An 18,525-nucleotide genomic window follows, 5' to 3' on the forward strand; every position below is an offset into this window, starting at 1 on the left:
ACGTTGCAGTCAGAGCTTACATGGAAGTATTCACCCAGCACCTAAATTAACGAAGATTATTAATCATAGCCAATAACCTAGGGTATTTAGGTGCTGGGTGAACGCGTCCCGAGAAATCAATGGTCTACTCCCTAAACCCTGAAAGATACTGAATAGTTACCCTAAAGTAATCTTCAAAAAAAATGCCGATTACCTCAGCACTTTTACTCAAAGCGCTGATTAAATTGGCACTTCCCGCAGCTCATGCATGCACTGACAAAATCGGTGACTGCAAGTCATTAATTTTCTGATCCGCTGACGAACCGCTTTGCCAGCGGCAACCGCCGAATAAATTCAGGGATGAATTTATTCGGCGTGACTTTAATAGATAAGCGGAAACATTTTCTTTGTTACTCGGCAATAGTCTAGATAGTCCTGGCCGAAATGTTTATGTAAACAGCGCTCCTCTACCTCTATGCGCTTGCACAACACATAAAAAAGCGGCAGCAATAACACGCTCATCGCTAAAACATCCCCCATTGCGATGCCCGCACCGGTAAAACCGCCGATCAGTCCGCTATAGGACGGATGCCTGATGTAACGGTAAGGACCTGTTGTGACCAGGACATGTGCTGGCTGAATGCTGACTCGGCTGCTAAAAAGCCGGCCCAAACTAAACACCGCATACAGCCTAAGCGCCAATCCAGCCAAAAACACCGCCATCGCCACTAGTTGCCTAATATCGGCCGGCAGCGGCAAAGGCCATAAATGTCGTTCCTTAATCACTAACCCGGCCAGCAATGACAGACAGACGACAATCCAAATCCAATGCTCTTTATAGAGGCTGCGCTGATCGTTTGCAAGCGCTCGTTTGCGGCTAGCCAAAACGATGCTTAATTCGGCAAGCGCCCAAAACAAACCAGCCCCCAACCATAGCAATTGTATCGGTGTCATCTGTTAGCCCGGACCGATGCTAAAACTATCACAGACCAGTACTCAGTCATTTTATATATGACGGGTACTCGGCAGGTGCCAGCTATTCCCGGTTTGAGCATTTGCGCTGTGTTTAGGGCATGGGGTGTGCTGTCATCCACGCCAAACACACCCCATGCCCTTTTTGAACGCCAAACAGGGAAATGCTGAGGTAGGTGCGAATTTATTAGCATTGCGCGACTAAATCCGCACCTACATGCGCAATTGCCGACAAAATAAGATTGACTATGTACTAGTACAGCATCCATTTTCATCTGCTGACTTATCTACTTTAGCAAGCGCATGAATTCTTAGGCATTTGTAATGTCTTTAACCGCCATTAGAATAATGGTGCTGCACCAGGCTTAGCGCCGAACCTTGAGGATACATTTCGTTCATCCTTATGATTATTCCATAGGATTAGTAAATTACAAGCCGGCGCTCTTATTTACACGCTATCGCGGCCTCATCTTTACAATAACGCCGAACACATCCAACAGCGTATTTTTCAGTCATCGCCGTTGTCTGAAATTCATCGCCTTAGGCCTTATTGATAAACGCCTTCAATTTCCAAGCCTTATGGTAGAACTGATCGATATCGGCAAGAAACTGGATATGCTGTGCGAGTTGATGGCGCTCAGCCAAATAAAGGACGCCATTGCCGCCTATCCAGACATCGATCTTGGCCTTCCTTGCGGCATGACTCAACGTGTCCAATTCTACGCACACGGATTCCTCTGGCGGGGTATTGACTACGCTCAATACGATAATATTGGGTTTAAGATGACGACTGGCTTCGATGATATCTTCAACCGGTAAATCACTGCCTAAATAATAACAATTATATTGTTGGGAAGCCGCCAATAGACAAGCCATCAAAATACCGAACTCATGCGTCTCACCCTGCGGCGTTGCGAACATCATGCTCGGCCTGTCATCGGTCAATTGATGAATATTGTTGATCATGCTCAAGATGATCCTTTTCACACAGGCCGAAAACATATGCTCCTGAGCGATGCTGAGTTTTTTTTCATGCCAAAGCTGGCCGACCGTCTGCAGGGTAGGCTGAAGAATATTGCGCACATAATCCACTGGCTCGTAAGCCAATAACGCCCTTTTCAGCAATTCTTCACAACGGTCCACACGGTATTGCAACAAGGCTTCGACCACTCGAGCAATAAACTGTTCGTGCCCGCTATTAGCGCCCTTTTTGTCCTGCCGAATCAGACTATCCAATTGCCTGTTATCCATGCGCGATATTTTGCCAATGCTATGTCCATGTCGGGTCAAATCGGCCAGCAGCATTAAGCGCTCCAAGTCTTGTTCGGAATAGGCCCGTCGCCCACTGGCATCGCGCCTGGGAGTCACCACCTGATAACGCCTTTCCCATGCCCTTAGGGTTTCGGTACTGAGACCGGTTAACGTTGCGATCGCTTTAATGCTATACATTGCACCTATTTTGTTTATGTTTTGTTTATGTTTTTTAATTGACACACATTCTACAAAGATGTAACTTAATTGCCAAGTCTTAAATAAGCAGGTGAATTGTAGATGTCATTACTTCCTACTCAGTTAGCTCCGAAAAATGAACCCTCTAATAGCATGGATGAAATGCAAACGCTGGCGCTATACTTAGAACAACTGCGCAGTCGCCTGCAGCAGGCATTATTAGCTAATCCTACCGGTATGGTCATAGTCGCCGAACGCTTTTTATCGGCCCTGAAGCAAAATACCGATCTCAGCGAGCTGGTCAACAGTAAAAGCAGCAAGGACCAAGCTGTACAAGATAATACATCTGTACAACCTAACCTTAAACAGTTTGAACAACAACTGACGACATTATTGACTCAAGCGATAGACAAGCCCGCCTGTGTGGCTCCGGCAGTGCTGCATGCTCATTTCCTGCCTGCTTTTTTACTTCAGGTGAGTGCGGCAGTAATCGAGATCGACCAGGAAGACACCTCTTATCGGCTTAAGCTGGCCCGGCTAAGGGATGAATTACAAAGCACACGCCAACAAATGGTGTTGAAAAATCGTAAATTGGTTGCCTTCATCGTGCGCAAATACAAAAGCGGCAATATAAGCTTCCATGACCTCTCGCAAGAAGGCATGGTCGGCCTGCTCAAAGCGGTCGATCGTTTTGATTATCGTCGCGAAATACGCTTTTCCACCTATGCCAGTTATTGGATCAGACAAACGGTTTCTCGACTGGTGGTGCGCCAGGAAAAAATAGTCCGACTGCCGTTCGGACTGGCTGAAAAGGCTCCAACCATCTTTGAAATCATGCGCAACAGCTATATCGAGGAAAATCGCTGGCCGACCATCATCGAATTGAAAGCAAAGTGCGATCTAAGCGAAGAGGAAATCAAGACTATTATCAGTTTTTACCAAGCGTCCTTAACCGTCAGTTCGGTGCAAAATGACGAGGAGGACAGCCAAGATGTGATAAACAGTCTGCAACAGCATCAATTTCCTGAACCCTTAGATAAATTGGAAGGGCAAAGTTTAAACCAGTATCTAAGCCTAGCCATCGATTCACTGCCGAAAAGAGAAGCCGATATTTTAAGGCTGCGTTTCGGGCTGAAAAATCATCATGAAATGACGTTGCAGGCCGTCGCCGAACAAATGCAACTGACTCGCGAAAGGATCAGGCAAATTCAAAACAATGCATTGGAAACATTGAAGCAGAATTTTGGTTTTGAGTTAAAAATGTACTTAACAACCCATGAAGGACATTAGTCGCAAAGCCCGATGCTGAACTTATCGCAGTGTTCAAGGACAAACTATCATAAGTTTTTTCTGACACCAAAATGATACGCAACGGATCATTAACAACAGATAGTTTACGAACTATAAACAATATTTAGTTAAATTTTTAGATATGATGGCTCTCTGTTTGCTTTGCAAGACACGAAACGCGACTGCGTTCCCTGGCATGACAACCGGCCAGGTGAATTTTTGCCGCTAATCAAAAATAGAGGCGCTTTGTTTCAATTTATGAGCCTATCGGATTCAGGATAAAAGCAGCCATGGTACACTTATACAAATCCCAATACCGTCTTAAACAGGTATGTTCCAGCACTAGCTGACTCACTGCTCACAAAGAGGTTGAAGCATGAAAGCACATATAGTTAAAATCTTCATGTTAACCGTGATCGTCACGGTAGTCATATCGCTGTTCAATCGAACAGGCCCTAGTTACGAACGAAATTACGCCTTGTCGTATTCAGAGTTCATTGAAGATATCCGCAGCGGCGCCATTTCCGAAGTCATAATCAATGACGATATTATCGATGGCCGACGCACTAATGGTGAACGGTTCACCACATATAATCCTAATGATCCGCATTTAATCGATGAGTTGCTAGAGAACAAGGTCAAAATCAAGGTTGTTAAACCGGAGAAGCCTTCCGCTTTCATGCAATTTTTCATGTCCTGGGGACCGATCTTGCTGTTGATTGCGGTATGGATCTATTTCATGCGCAGACAACAGGCTGGCGGCGCCGGTGGCCAAATGAACTTTGGCAAAAGCCGGGCCAAATTGCTGGAGGAAAACCAAGTCAAGATCGGCTTCGATGATGTAGCCGGTGTCGAGGAAGCCAAGGAAGACGTTTCCGAAATGGTCGACTTCCTGAAAGATCCGGGTAAATATGAATTCCTGGGTGGCAAGATTCCCCGCGGCGTGTTGATGGTCGGCCCTCCCGGCACCGGTAAAACCCTGCTGGCCAGAGCGATTGCCGGCGAAGCAGGTGTACCGTTTTTTTCAATCTCGGGTTCCGACTTTGTCGAAATGTTCGTCGGTGTCGGCGCCTCGCGTGTCAGGGACATGTTCGAACAGGCCAAAAAGCGAGCGCCCTGCATCATCTTCATCGACGAAATTGATGCGGTCGGACGTCACCGGGGTTCCGGCATGGGCGGCGGCAATGACGAACGCGAACAAACCCTGAACCAGTTGCTGGTGGAAATGGATGGCTTCAGCGGCAATGAAGGCATCATCGTCATCGCCGCGACCAACCGCGCCGATGTGTTGGATAATGCCTTGTTAAGACCCGGCCGTTTTGATCGCCAAGTCACCGTCGGCCTGCCGGACATCAAAGGCCGCGAACAAATCCTTAACGTCCACTCGAGAAAAATACCGTTGGCTGATGACGTCAATATCACCGATTTGGCGCGCGGCACCCCCGGTTTTTCCGGGGCTGAGCTGGCCAACCTGATCAATGAAGGCGCATTGTTCGCCGCCCGCAACAATAAGCGGATTGTCACGATGAACGACTTGGATAAGGCGCGTGACAAAATGCTGATGGGGGCGGAAAAACGTTCGATGGTGATGCGCCCCGAAGACTTGTTGATGACCGCCTACCATGAAGCCGGTCACGCCATCGTCGGACGCATCGTCCCGGAACACGATCCGGTCTATAAAGTCAGCATCATGCCGCGCGGCGGCGCGCTCGGCATCACGATGTTCCTGCCGGAGCGCGATCAATACAGCGCCAGCAAGGATAAACTGGAGAGTCAAATCGCCAGCCTGTTTGGCGGACGCATCGCCGAGGCTCTGATTTACGGCAAGAACAAAGTGACCACCGGCGCGTCCAATGACATCGAACGAGCGACCCAACTGGCCCGCAATATGGTCACTAAATGGGGGTTGTCCGACCGTCTCGGACCGATGGACTACGGTGAAAGCGAAGGCTTGGGCTATATGGGCCCACAGGCTAAACCGATGTCGGAAAAAATGGCGCAAATCATCGACGATGAAATCCGTCAGGTAATCGACAACAACTATCAACGCGCCGAACAGATACTGATGGAGCACATGGACATACTGCACAACATGGCGCAGGCGCTGATGGATTGGGAAACCATAGACAAATATCAAATCGACAGGCTGATGAAAGGGGAAAAAATCGCCCCTCCCCCCCGGGAAAACAACAACCCTCCCGAGCAACAAAACGAAAATTCGTCCAAGGACGATGGCAAACCGGCAAACATCAATCAGGACGGGCCTTTGCCAATTTAAGGATCCTCCTCTATTCGCCCTCCAACAGCTAGACTAATGGAGGGCTTCTTTTTGCCCAGGTCTTGTGATGAACACTCAGGTTTCCATGCATAAAAGTCTGTCTATCTTAAAAGTGGTGTTGCAGGTTAATTTTCAAGCATCCGTGATTTTTCTGTTGATCGCCAGCATCATGTCCATCGGCGGCAGTCAATTTTTCTTCGCCCAACTCAGTGAGATATACGGACCGCTAGCCGGCAATCTCCGTTTGATGTTGGCTTATCTTTGCTTGGCCGAAATCGCCATCTATAGCTACTGCCATTTCAGCAAAAACTATAAAGGCATTGCCTTACTCGGCGTTTTCCTGCTGTTGCTGATCGCCTCGCTGCAGTTCTACGGCTACGTCAACGAGATCCCGATTGACAACAATTATAATTGGTTCTTTTTGTATATCGGACTCTCCCATATCCTTTATGGCACAGTTTCCTTTGCCGAAAAAACAGATTAATCCATACGACGCTTAACACAGTGTCAAGACGTGACTATGCCGACTAAAAACACTTGCCAACAGAGGGTCATGGCACGAAACTGAAAAAATAATAACTATAAAAATTTTGGAGCATAGCAATGATCAGACTCGTCTATATCAGCCAGGCCGTCAAGCCCTTTAGCACCGATGAACTCATGGCCTTACTCAGGGAATGTCGGCGCAGCAACTCCAAAAAAGGCATGACCGGCGTATTGCTCTATCACAATGAATGTTTTATTCAAGTGCTGGAAGGCAAAGAGGAAATCGTCAACAAGACTTTTGACGTCATAAAAAAAGACCCTCGCCATAAAAATGTCACCGAACTGAAAAGAAGCTATATTACCGACCGTCAATTCAAACAATGGAGTATGGGATTCGAGGAATTCGAAGAATCGCAGATCGCCAATCTGAATATAGAAGGTCTCAACAATTTTTTCAGTGATGGCAATCAACATCAAGACCAGGGCTTCAATCAAAATCTGGTCAGCTCGTTGATGTCCTTCTTCAAGCAATCCTATGAAAAACGCACGTCTCATGAAGAATTACCGATACATGACGACCAGCAAGGCATCCTGATTCTATTCCATAAGGCGATACGCTTCGCTATCACGCTGCTGGCTTTCCTGATGGTCATCGTCATCTATCTTGGCGTTGCCGATGTCGTTTATGTGATGTATCAAAAACTGATCCACTCGTCACCGTTTTTTCTGATGACGATTCCGGATATTCTGGCGACCTTTGGCGCTTTTCTTGCCGTGCTGATCGCGATCGAGATTTTTCTGAATATCAGCCTCTACCTGCGCAGCGATGTGATACCGGTCAAGCTGGTGGTCGCCACCGCCCTGATGGCGATTTCCCGGAAAGTCATCGTCTTCGATTTCAAGAGTATTCAGCCGGATTATGTCTACGCCAGCGCCGCTGTCGTCCTCGCCTTAGGCCTGACCTATTGGTTGCTGGATAAAAAAGATAAACATGACGAATAGCGGACACTTGATCAAGACCGCCTAATCACCCTTAAACCCAACAGTAACGGAGTCGTCACGATGAACATACTGATAACCGGCGGAACAGGCTTTCTCGGCAGTGCACTGATCGGCAAGCTACTCAAACAAAACCATCGAATCACCGTCTTGAGCAGGAGCCAAGACAAAGTTGAAAAAATTTTCGGCGACACCGTTAAGCCGCTGACCAACCTGAAAAACCTGTCACCGGAGGACTCCTTTGATGCTATCGTCAATCTAGCCGGCGCCCCCATTTTCGCTAGCCGCTGGAGTGAAAAGCGCAAACAAATCCTGCGTAACAGCCGCATCGACCTGACTCGACAATTGATTAAGGTGATCGCCGATATGGAACCAAAACCGCGTGTGCTGATCAGCGGTTCGGCCATCGGCTATTATGGCGACCAGGGGGATACTGTTTTGACCGAGCACAGCGAGGTCAAAAGCGACTTCTCCCAGCGTTTATGCGCGGACTGGGAAGATGCGGCAAAACAGGCCGAACAATACGGCGTCAGGGTCTGTCTGATCCGCACCGGCTTGGTGCTGGGTCCCGATGGCGGTTTATTGCAACGCATGCTGTTACCGTTCAAGCTGGGCCTGGGTGGGCGAATCGGCGATGGTAAGCAATGGATGTCATGGATACATCGAAAAGACTGGGTGGCTATCGTCGAAACGATGATCGATCGGACTGACATGAACGGGCCATATAACGCCACCGCGCCCAACCCAGTCAGCAACCGCCAATTCACCGACGCGTTGGCAAAGGCATTGAAGCGGCCGGCGTTGATTCCTGTCCCGGCCTGGGCCTTGAAACTTGGCCTGGGAGAAATGTCGGAACTGGTGCTGGGCAGCCAACGCGTCATCCCCGAACGCTTACTGCAACAAGGATACGAGTTTCAGTTTGCCGATTTAGCCGATGCCTTGAACGCCATTCTCGACTGAGAAGATGCCCGCATTATGAATAACCGTAATTATTCAGCGTATTTTTATCAGAGGGAGTGGGCTATTGATTTATCGGGCTGCCTGCAACAGGCAGATTTTTTGCTCCTGCAAAATCTGCATTTCCATCGTCCCTGACGGTCAGACGTTGCAGTCAGAGCTTACGCCGCACAGGGAAGTGCAAGCAAGTGCCGCGTGAAGCAGGATGCTGTAAGCTGCCATGGAAGTATTCACCCAGCACCTAAATTAACGAAGATTATTAATCATAGCCAATAACCTAGGGTATTTAGGTGCTGGGTGAACGCGTCCCGAGAAATCAATGGTCTACTCCCTAAACCCTGAAAGATACTGAATAGTTACGAATAACCTTACGCCGCCAGCGATATTTAAAGCCTCCGCAATTGCGCTAGAAAGTCATGTATGCCAATAGTCTCACCGTTTTATTCAACTACATCGAGATAATAACCTATCTTGAGTTTGCCCTGCTGACGGCCGGCATCGGCTATTTTGTTTACCTGACCACGCCGCAACCGTTGACGGCCTGGCAGGAAGCCCAAGTTTCAGGTCCTTATCTGTATTTACACGCAACCTGGTTCGGGCGGGTGCCGTTATGGCAGGTATTCTGGCCTTTCTTTCTGCTCTTTAACGCCATGCTGATTTATGTCGATTATCGAGCCGTGAACGGCGCCTATACCATCGCGAGCTGGGCCACGATGCATATTATTTTTGCGCTGCCGGTAGTCTACTGGACGGTGGCCGTATGGCGTGCTTCGACGAAATGCGGCCAAAGATGGCAGGCATTCGCAGCGCGCTTCATTACCGCCAGTGCTTATTTTGAATATGCGATCCGCTATCTGATCTGGAAAGAATATCCATTCGCCTTATTCGATTGCCGTCAGATGATGATTGAATTTGGCGATTGCTTTTTCAATTAACAAGACGGCCACACTCCATTAGCGCATAGTTGTCCACCTAGTGGCTGTCTTAGCGCTAGCCCTCGCTCAAATTGGTCCAGCGTAAACGGCTGGCATTGCTGACCACGGTGACCGACGACATCGCCATAGCGGCGCCGGCTATCATCGGATTCAATAACAGTCCGAACATGGGATAAAGCAGGCCGGCCGCGACCGGGATGCCGATGGTGTTGTAAAAGAACGCACCGAGCAAATTTTGCTTAATGTTGACGACGGTCGCTTTCGACAAAGCCATCGCCTCCGGCACCTTCAATAAAGAGCCTAGCAATATCACGATATCGGCGCTTTCTATCGCCACATCGGTCCCGCTGCCGATCGCGAAGCCGACATCGGCCTGGGCCAAAGCCGGCGCGTCATTGATGCCATCACCGACCATGCCGACAATCTCGCCGTTTTGTTGCAATTCTTTTACGACGGCCGCCTTATCCTGCGGCAGCACCTGAGCGCGAATTTCGCTAATTCCGGCTTGTTTTGCCACTGCATGGGCAGTGACTTCATTATCACCGGTCACCATCAAGACCCGCACGCCTTGACGCAGCAATTGTTTAACCGCCTTTGCTGAATCATCTTTAATCGGATCGGAAACGGCGATGATGCCGGCAATTTTCTTATCCACCGCCAGCAACATCGGTGTCTGCCCTTGAGCAGCCAGGCTTTCCATTTTCTTTTTATGGCGGGCATATTTGACGCCCTGCTCATCCATCAAGGCGGCATTGCCGAAATAGACTTTATGCTCGCCTATTTCGGCGGTAATGCCATGACCGGCGACAGCATGAAAATGGCTGGTTTTTTCCAGCTCGACCTGGTTTTCCTCGGCTGCGGCTAAAATCGCTCCGGCCAGCGGATGTTCGGAACCGGATTCAATGCTGGCGGCCAATTGCAGTACCCTTTCTTCGCTGATATCGCCGACGGTTTCGATCGTCGACACGGCCGGTTTGCCTTCCGTGACGGTGCCGGTTTTATCGAGAACCAGACAGGTTAATTTGCCCGCGCTTTGCAGCGCCTCGCCATTGCGGATCAAAACCCCCATGTGCGCGGCGCGCCCAACCGATACCATCACCGAAATCGGTGTCGCCAGACCCAATGCGCAAGGACAGGCGATGACCAGCACCGTCATCGACGTGACAAATGCGTAGCCCAAGGCCGGTTCCGGGCCGATAGCCAACCAGGTAAAAAAGGTCAGCACCGAAATCGCTACGACGGTAGGCACGAATACCGCCGAAATCTTGTCCGCCAACTTGGCAATAGCCGGTTTACTGCTTTGCGCTTGACGCACGCTGTTAATGATCTGCGCCAATGCGGTATCACGGCCGATGCGGGTGGCTTTGAACAAGAAGCTGCCCTGCTGGTTCATCGTACCGGCCACCACCTCCGACCCGGTTACTTTCTCAACCGGAATCGGTTCGCCGGTCAGCATCGATTCATCGATGGTCGAATGCCCTTCCAGCAGCACCCCGTCGACGGGAATTTTTTCTCCGGGCCTGACCCGCAGCGTTTCCTCCAAGCCGACTTCTTCGATGGGAATATCCATTTCCTGACCGTCTCTGACCACTCGTGCGGTTCTCGGTTGCAGACCGATCAGTTCCCTGATCGCCGAAGAGGTCTTGCCTCTGGCTCGGGTTTCCAACGCGGTGCCGAAATTAATAAATGCCAGGATGATCACCGATGCTTCGAAATAAGCATGGGCCGATAACGACGCGAGTTTATCGGAATAATCGATCAACACAGTGGAATAAAACCAGGCGGCGCCGGTGCCGAGGGCGATCAAAGTGTCCATGTTGGCCTGTTTCAGCTGCAATGACTTGAACGCGCCCTGATAAAAGTGGCCGCCGGAATAATACAGCAGCGCCAGCGTGATCAACGAGACATAGGACCAAAACACTTGACCGTTCTCCGAGCTAATCGCCGGCAACCAACCTAGATGAGCGCTGATCATCAACGGAAAACCGAAGGCCGCTGCGACGACGGCTTTCTTCATCAGAGTCTGATAGCGCTGCTGCTCCTGTCGCTCTTCCTCGGCCGGGTCTTCCAACCCCTCCATGATCGCCGCATCATAACCTGCTTCCTGAACGGCCTGTTTCAGTAATTCAGAATCAACGGTTCCGCTCACTGCCGCCGAATGGTCGGCGAAATTGACAACGACATCGCTGACGCCAGGCACGGCTTTTAATGCGCCCTCAACTGCGCTGACGCAGCCGGCGCAGCGCATACCCAGGATTGATAATCGCGTTTCGGTTGCTGAATCGTTAGTTGTTTCGGTACTCATAAGCGCTGCCTGTTATCGTTAGCGTAAGCCATCCTGCATTAAAATTCATACATCGTACTACTCCCCTCATTCGTAGGGTGGATAAGCGGAGCAAATCCACCGGGTCGGCATCTTTGGTGGATGCGCCCTGCAGGCCTATCCACCCTACATGCTGACCGCCATGGATGGCGGAAATGCCGATTTTGCCATAATGCCAAGGATGGCATGTAGTAGAGCAATGCAGGAGCAATTGCCGATAATGCCAAGGATGGCATGTAGTAGAGCAATGCAGGAGCAATTGCCGGGGAGCAAAATCGGCCCTGCCGCGTTCGATAAGTGGGGCGAGCAGTTACCATACATCTTTATTTAGCGTCATGAGCAGAAAAGTCTAAAACGCTAAAAGTGACCATTATGCCACCGTAAAGCCGGCTTCGGTAATCACTTGTTTAATCGCATCCAGACTGGTTTTGCTTTCATCAAACTCTACATCGACCCGGTTTTCTTGATGCATCGGTTTTACCGAAACAACTCCCTCTATCGCACCGACCTTTTCGTTGACCGAGGATTCACAGCCTCCGCATTTCATACCGGTTACCGTTAAAGAAACTGATTCAGTCATTTTATCCTCCAGCTATTCATTAAAACAATTCTTTGCATGCTCGACGGTCAAACGCAGAACATGATATAAATCCCATCATCGGCATAATAGAGCAATGCCTCCTACTCGTAAAATAAAAACACAGGAAATGAGCGATATTCTGATTGGGCGTCAGCAAATTCTCGATAGCAAACTGAATCTCTACGCGTATGAAATCCTGTTCAGGGGGCATGATTTCGATTTAAAGGATCAGGAAGGCGCCGCTCAGGCGACCAATCAGGTCATCACCGATACCCTGCTGGAAATCGGCCTTAATGACATAGTAGGGACGTCCAAGGCTTTTATCAACTTTACCACCCAGAATCTGCTGGAAAAAACGCCGCTGCATCTCCCCAAGGACCGTATTGTCATCGAAGTCCTGGAAGATGTCGTCGTTAACCAAGACCTCATCGATACCTTAAAAGAATTCTCTCGGCTAGGCTACACCATTGCCTTGGATGACTTTGTGTTGACGCCGGATTGGGTGCCGCTGCTCACCTTCGCCGACATCGTCAAGCTAGACGTCATGGCGATGCCGTTAGCCGACACGCTGACTCTCATCGAACAATTGAAGCCTTATCAGGTTAAATTGCTGGCGGAAAAAGTTGAAAGTCAAGCTGAATACCTGGCCTTGAAGAAGGCCGGATGCGAGCTGTTTCAAGGCTTTTTTTTCAGTAAACCGAATATCGTTGCCGGCAAAAGATTGGACATCAATCAGGCCGCGGCGATCAAGCTGTTAGGTTTGATTAACGATCCGGAAGTGGATTTTAACCAGCTGAGCACAACGATTTCCCAGGATATCGGCCTGAGTTTTAAATTATTGCATTACATCAATTCGGCTTTTTTTGCATTGCCGAACAAAATAAAATCGATCAAACATGCCGTCACCTATCTAGGATTGAACGAAGTCAAACGCTGGATCAATATCCTGACCTTGACTTCACTGGCTAACAAGACCAACGCCTTGTTCCGCCACATCCTGACCCGTAGCAGAATGTGCGAATTATTGGCGCAGCAATATCATGAAGATCCTGCGCATTTATTTTTAATCGGTATGATGTCGTGCCTGGACAGCCTGATGGATATGCCTATCGCGGAGTTGTTAGCGCAGCTGCCGCTGACCGAGGATGTCGAACGCGCCATTTTGCATCATGAAGGCATCGCTGGGGAAATTCTTGCTTATGTCATCAGTTATGAGCGCTGGGAACTCTCCAGTCAGCGTTTATCTCGAATTCATCCTGAAAACATAGGCGCCATCTATATCCAGAGCATCAACTGGACTGACGATGTGCTAGCCGACATAAACTGTTAATATATAGAAATGAATATAAAGACAATAAGCATCGTCATCCTGGCCCTTTTTTCCTCACTGCTGAGCGCGGCGGAACTGATAGACTTATCGGTGCCTCAGTTGCAGGCCATGCGGCAAAACAGCGAAGCGCTGATCATCGATATCCGCACCGAAAAAGAATGGCAAGCCACCGGAACCCTTCCCGCCAGCCACAAACTACAATTTTTTAACGCCTCCGGCGACTATGATGCGGAAAAATGGCTGGCTGAACTGAAAAAACTGAAATCGTCTCCCGACCAACCGGTCGTTTTAGTGTGCCGATCCGGTAACAGAAGCGGCATGGTGGGAAATTTTCTGGCTAAACAGCTGGGCATGAAAAATGTTTATCATTTATCCAGCGGTATTGAATCGTGGTTGCAGGCAGGACAAGAAGTCGATGCGCCCTGCCCAAATAAGGTCGCCTGTAAATAAACTATGTCTGTAAAAAACATTACCAATCAAACCATTGCCCTAGCCGGCATCGCCCAGGCTTGCTCCCTGGTTCAACAACTGGCGACGACTGGCTCCGCCGACGACAAAGCCGTCGAAGCCAGCGTAGGCAGTCTATTAAAAATAGACGCCGACAGCGTCGTCGATGTCTATGGCGGACTGAGCGGCATCGAACATGGCTTGCAGCAATTGGAAAAGCAAATGACCGGCCGCTCCATCGCCAATCCCGAGCAAGCCCGCTACGCCGCATCGCTGGTTTATCTGGAAAGGCAATTGGTCAATCGTCCAGAGATGTTGAAAAGCGTTCATAACGGCATCGAAAAAGCCCAAGGCCAGGCGGAACATTTCGGTTTGCTGCATGAGAATGTGTTGGCGAGTCTGGGTGATTTGTACCACAGCACCATCAGCACGATCCCGCCTCGCATCATGATCAATGGCGAGCCTGAATATTTGTCCAATCAGAACATCGTCAATAAAATACGCACCCTGTTGCTGGCCGGCATACGCTCGGCCTTGCTATGGCGGCAATGCGGCGGCGCACGCTGGAAGTTTTTGCTGTTCCGCAAGAAATTGCAAGATGAAATCAAATTTTTGCTGACCCAGCTCTAACCGAAACCGACCGCTATGACCGCATTGATTGAAGCCAAAAATCTGTATCGCTATTATGACGATCACTGCGCCGTTCACGACGTCAGTTTCAACCTGAACAAAGGCGAAATTCTCGGCTTCCTCGGCCCCAATGGCGCCGGTAAAACCACGACGATGCAGATGCTCTGCGGTAATCTGGCGCCCAGCGCCGGCCAAATTATTATCAACGGCATCGATTTATTGGATAAGCCGAAATTGGCCAAATCCATACTCGGTTACCTTCCCGATACGCCGCCCTTATACAAGGAACTGAGCGTCGACGAATACCTGGATTATTGCGCCCGACTGCACCGCTTGCCCTTCCGCGCCATCGCCAAAGCAGTCGCTAAGGCCAAAGGTCGTTGCGGTCTTGAAGCAGTTTCAGACCGACTGATAAGCAACCTGTCCAAAGGCTTCCAGCAACGCATTGGCATTGCCCAGGCGATTGTGCATGAACCGGAACTGATTATCCTGGACGAACCAACTGTAGGGTTGGACCCGATACAAATCAAGGAAATCCGCGCCCTGATCAAGGAACTGGGTAGCGATCACGGCGTCATTCTATCGACCCATATCCTGTCCGAAGTCCAGGAATCCTGTAGCCACGTGCAGATCATCAACCGTGGCAAACTGATCCTACACGAGACCATCGCCGGCTTGAACCGCCAGATGAACGGCGCCAGTATCAAATTCACCACCCGAGAGCCAATCGACACAGCTCGTTTGTCCTCTTTGGAAGGTGTCACAAACATCACGATGATCGCGAAAAACCAGTATTTGTTGCAACACGCGAATGAACCGCAACTGCTGGAAAAAGTCGCCCTTCAAATTATCGAGGCCGGCTGGGGGCTGGGGGAAATTGCGCCGGTCAGACAATCCATCGAGGATATTTTTATTTCCATGACGCAAAAAGACGAGGACGCGCGATGAAGATGATGATGACCATCGCCCAACGCGAGCTGAAAACGCTGTTTCTCTCCCCCTTAGCCTGGTCCATACTGGCCGTTTTACAATTCATTCTGGCCTATTTATTTCTCAGTCAGGTCGAAACCTTCAACGCCTTTCAGGCGCGTCTGGCCGGCATCGACAACGGTCCGGGGTTGAGCGATATCGTCGTCACCCCTTTATTCGGCAATGCCGCCATCATCCTGTTGCTGGTGACGCCATTGCTGACCATGCGTCTGGTCAGCGAAGAACGGCGCAACAAGACCCTATCTTTATTACTCTCCGCGCCGGTCAACGGCGGCGAGATCATCGCCGGTAAATATCTTGGCATTCTAGGCTTACTGTTAATGATCGTCGCGTTGATATGTCTGATGCCTTTGTCGCTGCTGCTGGGCGGAGAACTCGACTTAGGCAAGTTGTTTTGCAACATTCTGGCATTGTCCCTGCTATTGGCCTCGTTTGCCGCCGTAGGCCTCTACATGTCCTGCATCGCCAATCACCCGACGCTGGCCGCAGTAGGCAGTTTTGGTTTGTTACTATTATTATGGATACTGGACTGGACGGCCGGTGTAAACGGTCAGAGTAGTGAAGTTTTCGCCTATTTATCGATTTTACAGCATTTCCAGAATCTGCAGAGCGGCCTACTCGCGTCCAGCGATGTGCTTTATTTCATCCTGTTCAGCGCTACTTTCATCACTCTCAGCATCCGCCGCCTGGAATACGACCGATTACAAAAATGAAAATCAACCGGCATATTCATCAAACTTTGCGTCTGAAAAACCTGCTGACGACGGCGTTGCTGCTGGCATTGTTGATCGTTTGCGCCTGGCTCAGCCGCCAATATTCGGCGCATATCGATTTAAGCGCCGACGCCAGCAACACGCTGTCACAAGCTTCCGTGAAAGTTTTGAACCAGCTCCAGCAACCGGTGCACATCAAGGCTTATATACAGGAACCGACATTGAGACGGCAAATCTCTCGGTTATTAAGCCGTTATCAATTTCTGAAGGACGATATCGACGTCGAATTCATCGACCCGACGGCGTCGCCGGAATTGGCCAGAAAACATAATATCGGCCCTCAAGGCGCCGTGATAGTCGAATACCAAGACCGTAGCGAAAAAGTCACTTATCTGGATGAAGCGTCCTTGACCAATACCCTGTTGCAGCTGGCTTCCAATCAGGAGCGCTGGCTCACCTTCCTCGGCGGCCACGGTGAACGTTCTCCTAGCGGCCAAGCCAATTTCGATTTGGGTTTATTCGGCGCAGCCTTGAAGAAACGCGGCATCCACGCGCAAAGCATCAATCTGGCCCAGCTGCCGTCGATACCGGATAACTCCTCCGTGCTGGTTCTGGCCGGACCGGCGGTGGCATTACTGCCCGGAGAACTGGAGGTTGTTTCCAATTATTTAGACGCCGGCGGCAATCTTTTGTTAATGACCGACCCCGACAACTTATGGCTGCAAGTGATTGAAAGACAATTGGCCATCGAAAAACTCCCCGGCAAGATCGTCGATACCCGTTCCAGCCTGTACGGCATCGATGACCCGACCTTCGTCCTGGCCAGTGAATACCCCTATCATCCGGTGACACAGAACTTCCAGAATATCACCGTTTTTCCGCTCACCGCGGCGTTACGCTTCGATGGCGAGGATAATGAATACCAAGCCGAGGCCTTGTTGAGCAGCGCCAGAGCCTCGTGGACCGAAATCGGCGAGATCGCCGGTAAAATCCGTTTCGACGCCGATGGCGAAGAGCGCGAAGGGCCTTTGGATTTCGCCTTCGCCTTGACCCGCCAATTGACGCCGGATAAACAACAACGCATCATCGTCATCGGCGACGGCGACTTCCTCTCCAATGCCTACTTAAACAACGTCGGCAATCTGGAACTGGGGCTGCGCATGGTCAACTGGCTTTGTGAAAACGATCGTTTCATCGACATCCCCAGTAAGGCGACTCCCGGCAGAAGTCTGCAATTAAGCACCCTCTCGATTGGTATCATCAGCTTCGGTTTCTTACTGATATTGCCAGGCGTCTTTTTACTGGCCGGCTTAATAATCTGGCGGCGGCGGAAAAAACGCTAACGATGCCCGAACTCCCCGAAGTTGAAACGACTTGCCGCGGCATCACCCCCCATATCCTCGGCAAGCCGATCAGCGAGGTCACCGTCAGGCAAGCGCGATTACGCTGGCCGGTGCCGGCGCAATTGCCGCAGCTGCTGATTGGTCTGAGATTCAAACAGATCAAACGCAGAGCCAAGTATCTGCTGCTGAAAACCGATAAAGGAACAGTCATCATGCACCTGGGCATGTCTGGCAGCTTACGCATCGTCAGCCGAGACCAGGCGCCCGGAAAACATGATCACATCGATATTGTTTTTGCCGATGACACGGTACTGCGCTTCAATGACCCGCGCCGATTCGGCGCGATGCTATGGTCGGTCGCCCCCACCGACCATCCGTTACTGGCCAAGCTCGGCCCGGAACCCTTATCGTCTGACTTTAACGGCGAATATCTCTATCGACAGGCCCGCAACCGCAAGATGACAGTCAAGTCGCTTATCATGGATGGCCATATCGTCGTCGGCGTCGGTAACATCTACGCCTGCGAGTCCTTATTCATCGCCGGCATACATCCGTCCCGACAAGCCGGTCGAATTTCCTTGCGGCGCTACCAAAAACTCGCCGAGGCGATTAAAACGGTCTTGCGACGCGCCATAGAGCAGGGTGGGACGACGTTAAGGGATTTCGTTAACGAAAAAGGCAATCCCGGTTATTTTCAACAATCACTGTTTGTCTATGGCCGCGCCAATCAACCTTGCCGTCGCTGCGGCGCGCCGATTAGACAAGTCAAAATCGCCCAGCGCGCCAGTTATTTCTGCAGTTGCTGCCAAACCTAGCCGACCCGG

The 18,525-nt window shown here is 50.2% G+C and carries 17 protein-coding genes; 13 read left to right on the plus strand and 4 right to left on the minus strand.

What is annotated here, in order from left to right; genetic code table 11:
* Positions 1–360 precede the first annotated feature (360 nt).
* Positions 361–933 carry a methyltransferase family protein gene (locus Q9L42_RS18665; RefSeq protein WP_305906885.1) on the minus strand — a complete coding sequence of 191 codons (573 nt, stop codon included), beginning with the start codon at positions 931–933 and terminating at the stop codon, positions 361–363.
* A 558-nt stretch (positions 934–1,491) separates the two neighbouring features.
* Positions 1,492–2,400, minus strand: coding sequence for a MerR family transcriptional regulator (locus Q9L42_RS18670; protein ID WP_349431593.1), 909 nt, complete (start codon positions 2,398–2,400; stop codon positions 1,492–1,494).
* A 153-nt stretch (positions 2,401–2,553) separates the two neighbouring features.
* Between Q9L42_RS18670 and Q9L42_RS18675 the strand changes: the two genes are divergently transcribed.
* The 6 genes from Q9L42_RS18675 to Q9L42_RS18700 all read left to right on the plus strand — a co-directional run bounded on the left by Q9L42_RS18675 (position 2,554) and on the right by Q9L42_RS18700 (position 9,345).
* Positions 2,554–3,690 (plus strand): sigma-70 family RNA polymerase sigma factor, encoded by a 1,137-nt coding sequence (locus Q9L42_RS18675; protein ID WP_305906882.1) that lies wholly within the window; start codon positions 2,554–2,556, stop codon positions 3,688–3,690.
* A 376-nt stretch (positions 3,691–4,066) separates the two neighbouring features.
* Positions 4,067–5,968 (plus strand): ATP-dependent zinc metalloprotease FtsH, encoded by a 1,902-nt coding sequence (ftsH, locus tag Q9L42_RS18680; protein WP_349431594.1) that lies wholly within the window; start codon positions 4,067–4,069, stop codon positions 5,966–5,968.
* Positions 5,969–6,035: 67 nt separating this feature from the next.
* A complete protein-coding gene (locus tag Q9L42_RS18685) occupies positions 6,036–6,452 on the plus strand; it encodes a hypothetical protein (protein ID WP_305906879.1) in 417 nt (138 codons plus the stop codon).
* 119 nt (positions 6,453–6,571) lie between these two features.
* Complete coding sequence (locus Q9L42_RS18690) at positions 6,572–7,456, plus strand: phosphate-starvation-inducible PsiE family protein (protein WP_305906878.1); 885 nt, start codon at positions 6,572–6,574, stop codon at positions 7,454–7,456.
* A gap of 60 nt (positions 7,457–7,516) precedes the next feature.
* Positions 7,517–8,413, plus strand: coding sequence for a TIGR01777 family oxidoreductase (locus tag Q9L42_RS18695; RefSeq protein WP_305906877.1), 897 nt, complete (start codon positions 7,517–7,519; stop codon positions 8,411–8,413).
* Positions 8,414–8,826: 413 nt separating this feature from the next.
* Complete coding sequence (locus tag Q9L42_RS18700; protein ID WP_305906876.1) at positions 8,827–9,345, plus strand: hypothetical protein; 519 nt, start codon at positions 8,827–8,829, stop codon at positions 9,343–9,345.
* Between the two features lie 55 nt (positions 9,346–9,400).
* Here Q9L42_RS18700 and Q9L42_RS18705 read toward each other — a convergent pair whose 3' ends face one another.
* A complete protein-coding gene (locus Q9L42_RS18705) occupies positions 9,401–11,650 on the minus strand; it encodes a heavy metal translocating P-type ATPase (RefSeq protein ID WP_349431595.1) in 2,250 nt (749 codons plus the stop codon).
* A 388-nt stretch (positions 11,651–12,038) separates the two neighbouring features.
* Positions 12,039–12,248, minus strand: coding sequence for a heavy-metal-associated domain-containing protein (locus Q9L42_RS18710; RefSeq protein WP_305906875.1), 210 nt, complete (start codon positions 12,246–12,248; stop codon positions 12,039–12,041).
* 127 nt (positions 12,249–12,375) lie between these two features.
* Here Q9L42_RS18710 and Q9L42_RS18715 point away from each other — a divergent pair, with 127 nt between their 5' ends.
* From Q9L42_RS18715 to mutM, 7 genes are read left to right on the plus strand one after another with little or no spacing between them, the layout of a single operon-like run.
* Positions 12,376–13,578: an EAL and HDOD domain-containing protein gene (locus tag Q9L42_RS18715; protein WP_349431596.1), complete on the plus strand. Its 1,203-nt coding sequence runs from the start codon at positions 12,376–12,378 to the stop codon at positions 13,576–13,578.
* Positions 13,579–13,587: 9 nt separating this feature from the next.
* Positions 13,588–14,028, plus strand: coding sequence for a rhodanese-like domain-containing protein (locus Q9L42_RS18720; RefSeq protein ID WP_305906872.1), 441 nt, complete (start codon positions 13,588–13,590; stop codon positions 14,026–14,028).
* 3 nt (positions 14,029–14,031) lie between these two features.
* Entirely contained in the window at positions 14,032–14,655 is a 624-nt protein-coding gene (hflD, locus tag Q9L42_RS18725; protein WP_305906871.1) for a high frequency lysogenization protein HflD, read from the plus strand.
* A gap of 15 nt (positions 14,656–14,670) precedes the next feature.
* On the plus strand, positions 14,671–15,603 hold the full coding sequence (locus tag Q9L42_RS18730; RefSeq protein WP_305906870.1) for an ABC transporter ATP-binding protein: 933 nt from the start codon (positions 14,671–14,673) through the stop codon (positions 15,601–15,603).
* Between the two features lie 2 nt (positions 15,604–15,605).
* Positions 15,606–16,358 (plus strand): ABC transporter permease, encoded by a 753-nt coding sequence (locus tag Q9L42_RS18735; protein ID WP_349432769.1) that lies wholly within the window; start codon positions 15,606–15,608, stop codon positions 16,356–16,358.
* Positions 16,355–17,701 carry a GldG family protein gene (locus tag Q9L42_RS18740; protein ID WP_305906869.1) on the plus strand — a complete coding sequence of 449 codons (1,347 nt, stop codon included), beginning with the start codon at positions 16,355–16,357 and terminating at the stop codon, positions 17,699–17,701. Before Q9L42_RS18735 ends, Q9L42_RS18740 begins: the two co-directional genes overlap by 4 nt.
* 2 nt (positions 17,702–17,703) lie before the next feature.
* Entirely contained in the window at positions 17,704–18,516 is an 813-nt protein-coding gene (mutM, locus tag Q9L42_RS18745) for a bifunctional DNA-formamidopyrimidine glycosylase/DNA-(apurinic or apyrimidinic site) lyase (protein ID WP_305906868.1), read from the plus strand.
* The last annotated feature ends 9 nt before the right edge of the window (positions 18,517–18,525 follow it).

The sequence above is a fragment of the Methylomarinum sp. Ch1-1 genome (genome assembly GCF_030717995.2).
Lineage (GTDB): Bacteria > Pseudomonadota > Gammaproteobacteria > Methylococcales > Methylomonadaceae > Methylomarinum > Methylomarinum roseum.

Bases quoted from the DNA above. Each gene is read 5' to 3' on its own strand.
- Q9L42_RS18690 (WP_305906878.1), top strand. From the start codon at position 6,572: ATGATCAGACTCGTCTATATCAGCCAGGCCGTCAAGCCCTTTAGCACC.
- hflD (WP_305906871.1), top strand. From the start codon at position 14,032: ATGTCTGTAAAAAACATTACCAATCAAACCATTGCCCTAGCCGGCATC.
- Q9L42_RS18710 (WP_305906875.1), bottom strand. From the start codon at position 12,248: ATGACTGAATCAGTTTCTTTAACGGTAACCGGTATGAAATGCGGAGGC.
- Q9L42_RS18665 (WP_305906885.1), bottom strand. From the start codon at position 933: ATGACACCGATACAATTGCTATGGTTGGGGGCTGGTTTGTTTTGGGCG.
- Q9L42_RS18720 (WP_305906872.1), top strand. From the start codon at position 13,588: ATGAATATAAAGACAATAAGCATCGTCATCCTGGCCCTTTTTTCCTCA.
- Q9L42_RS18695 (WP_305906877.1), top strand. From the start codon at position 7,517: ATGAACATACTGATAACCGGCGGAACAGGCTTTCTCGGCAGTGCACTG.
- Q9L42_RS18740 (WP_305906869.1), top strand. From the start codon at position 16,355: ATGAAAATCAACCGGCATATTCATCAAACTTTGCGTCTGAAAAACCTG.
- ftsH (WP_349431594.1), top strand. From the start codon at position 4,067: ATGAAAGCACATATAGTTAAAATCTTCATGTTAACCGTGATCGTCACG.
- Q9L42_RS18670 (WP_349431593.1), bottom strand. From the start codon at position 2,400: ATGTATAGCATTAAAGCGATCGCAACGTTAACCGGTCTCAGTACCGAA.
- Q9L42_RS18735 (WP_349432769.1), top strand. From the start codon at position 15,606: ATGATGATGACCATCGCCCAACGCGAGCTGAAAACGCTGTTTCTCTCC.
- Q9L42_RS18705 (WP_349431595.1), bottom strand. From the start codon at position 11,650: ATGAGTACCGAAACAACTAACGATTCAGCAACCGAAACGCGATTATCA.
- Q9L42_RS18700 (WP_305906876.1), top strand. From the start codon at position 8,827: ATGTATGCCAATAGTCTCACCGTTTTATTCAACTACATCGAGATAATA.
- mutM (WP_305906868.1), top strand. From the start codon at position 17,704: ATGCCCGAACTCCCCGAAGTTGAAACGACTTGCCGCGGCATCACCCCC.
- Q9L42_RS18730 (WP_305906870.1), top strand. From the start codon at position 14,671: ATGACCGCATTGATTGAAGCCAAAAATCTGTATCGCTATTATGACGAT.
- Q9L42_RS18715 (WP_349431596.1), top strand. From the start codon at position 12,376: ATGAGCGATATTCTGATTGGGCGTCAGCAAATTCTCGATAGCAAACTG.
- Q9L42_RS18685 (WP_305906879.1), top strand. From the start codon at position 6,036: ATGAACACTCAGGTTTCCATGCATAAAAGTCTGTCTATCTTAAAAGTG.
- Q9L42_RS18675 (WP_305906882.1), top strand. From the start codon at position 2,554: ATGGATGAAATGCAAACGCTGGCGCTATACTTAGAACAACTGCGCAGT.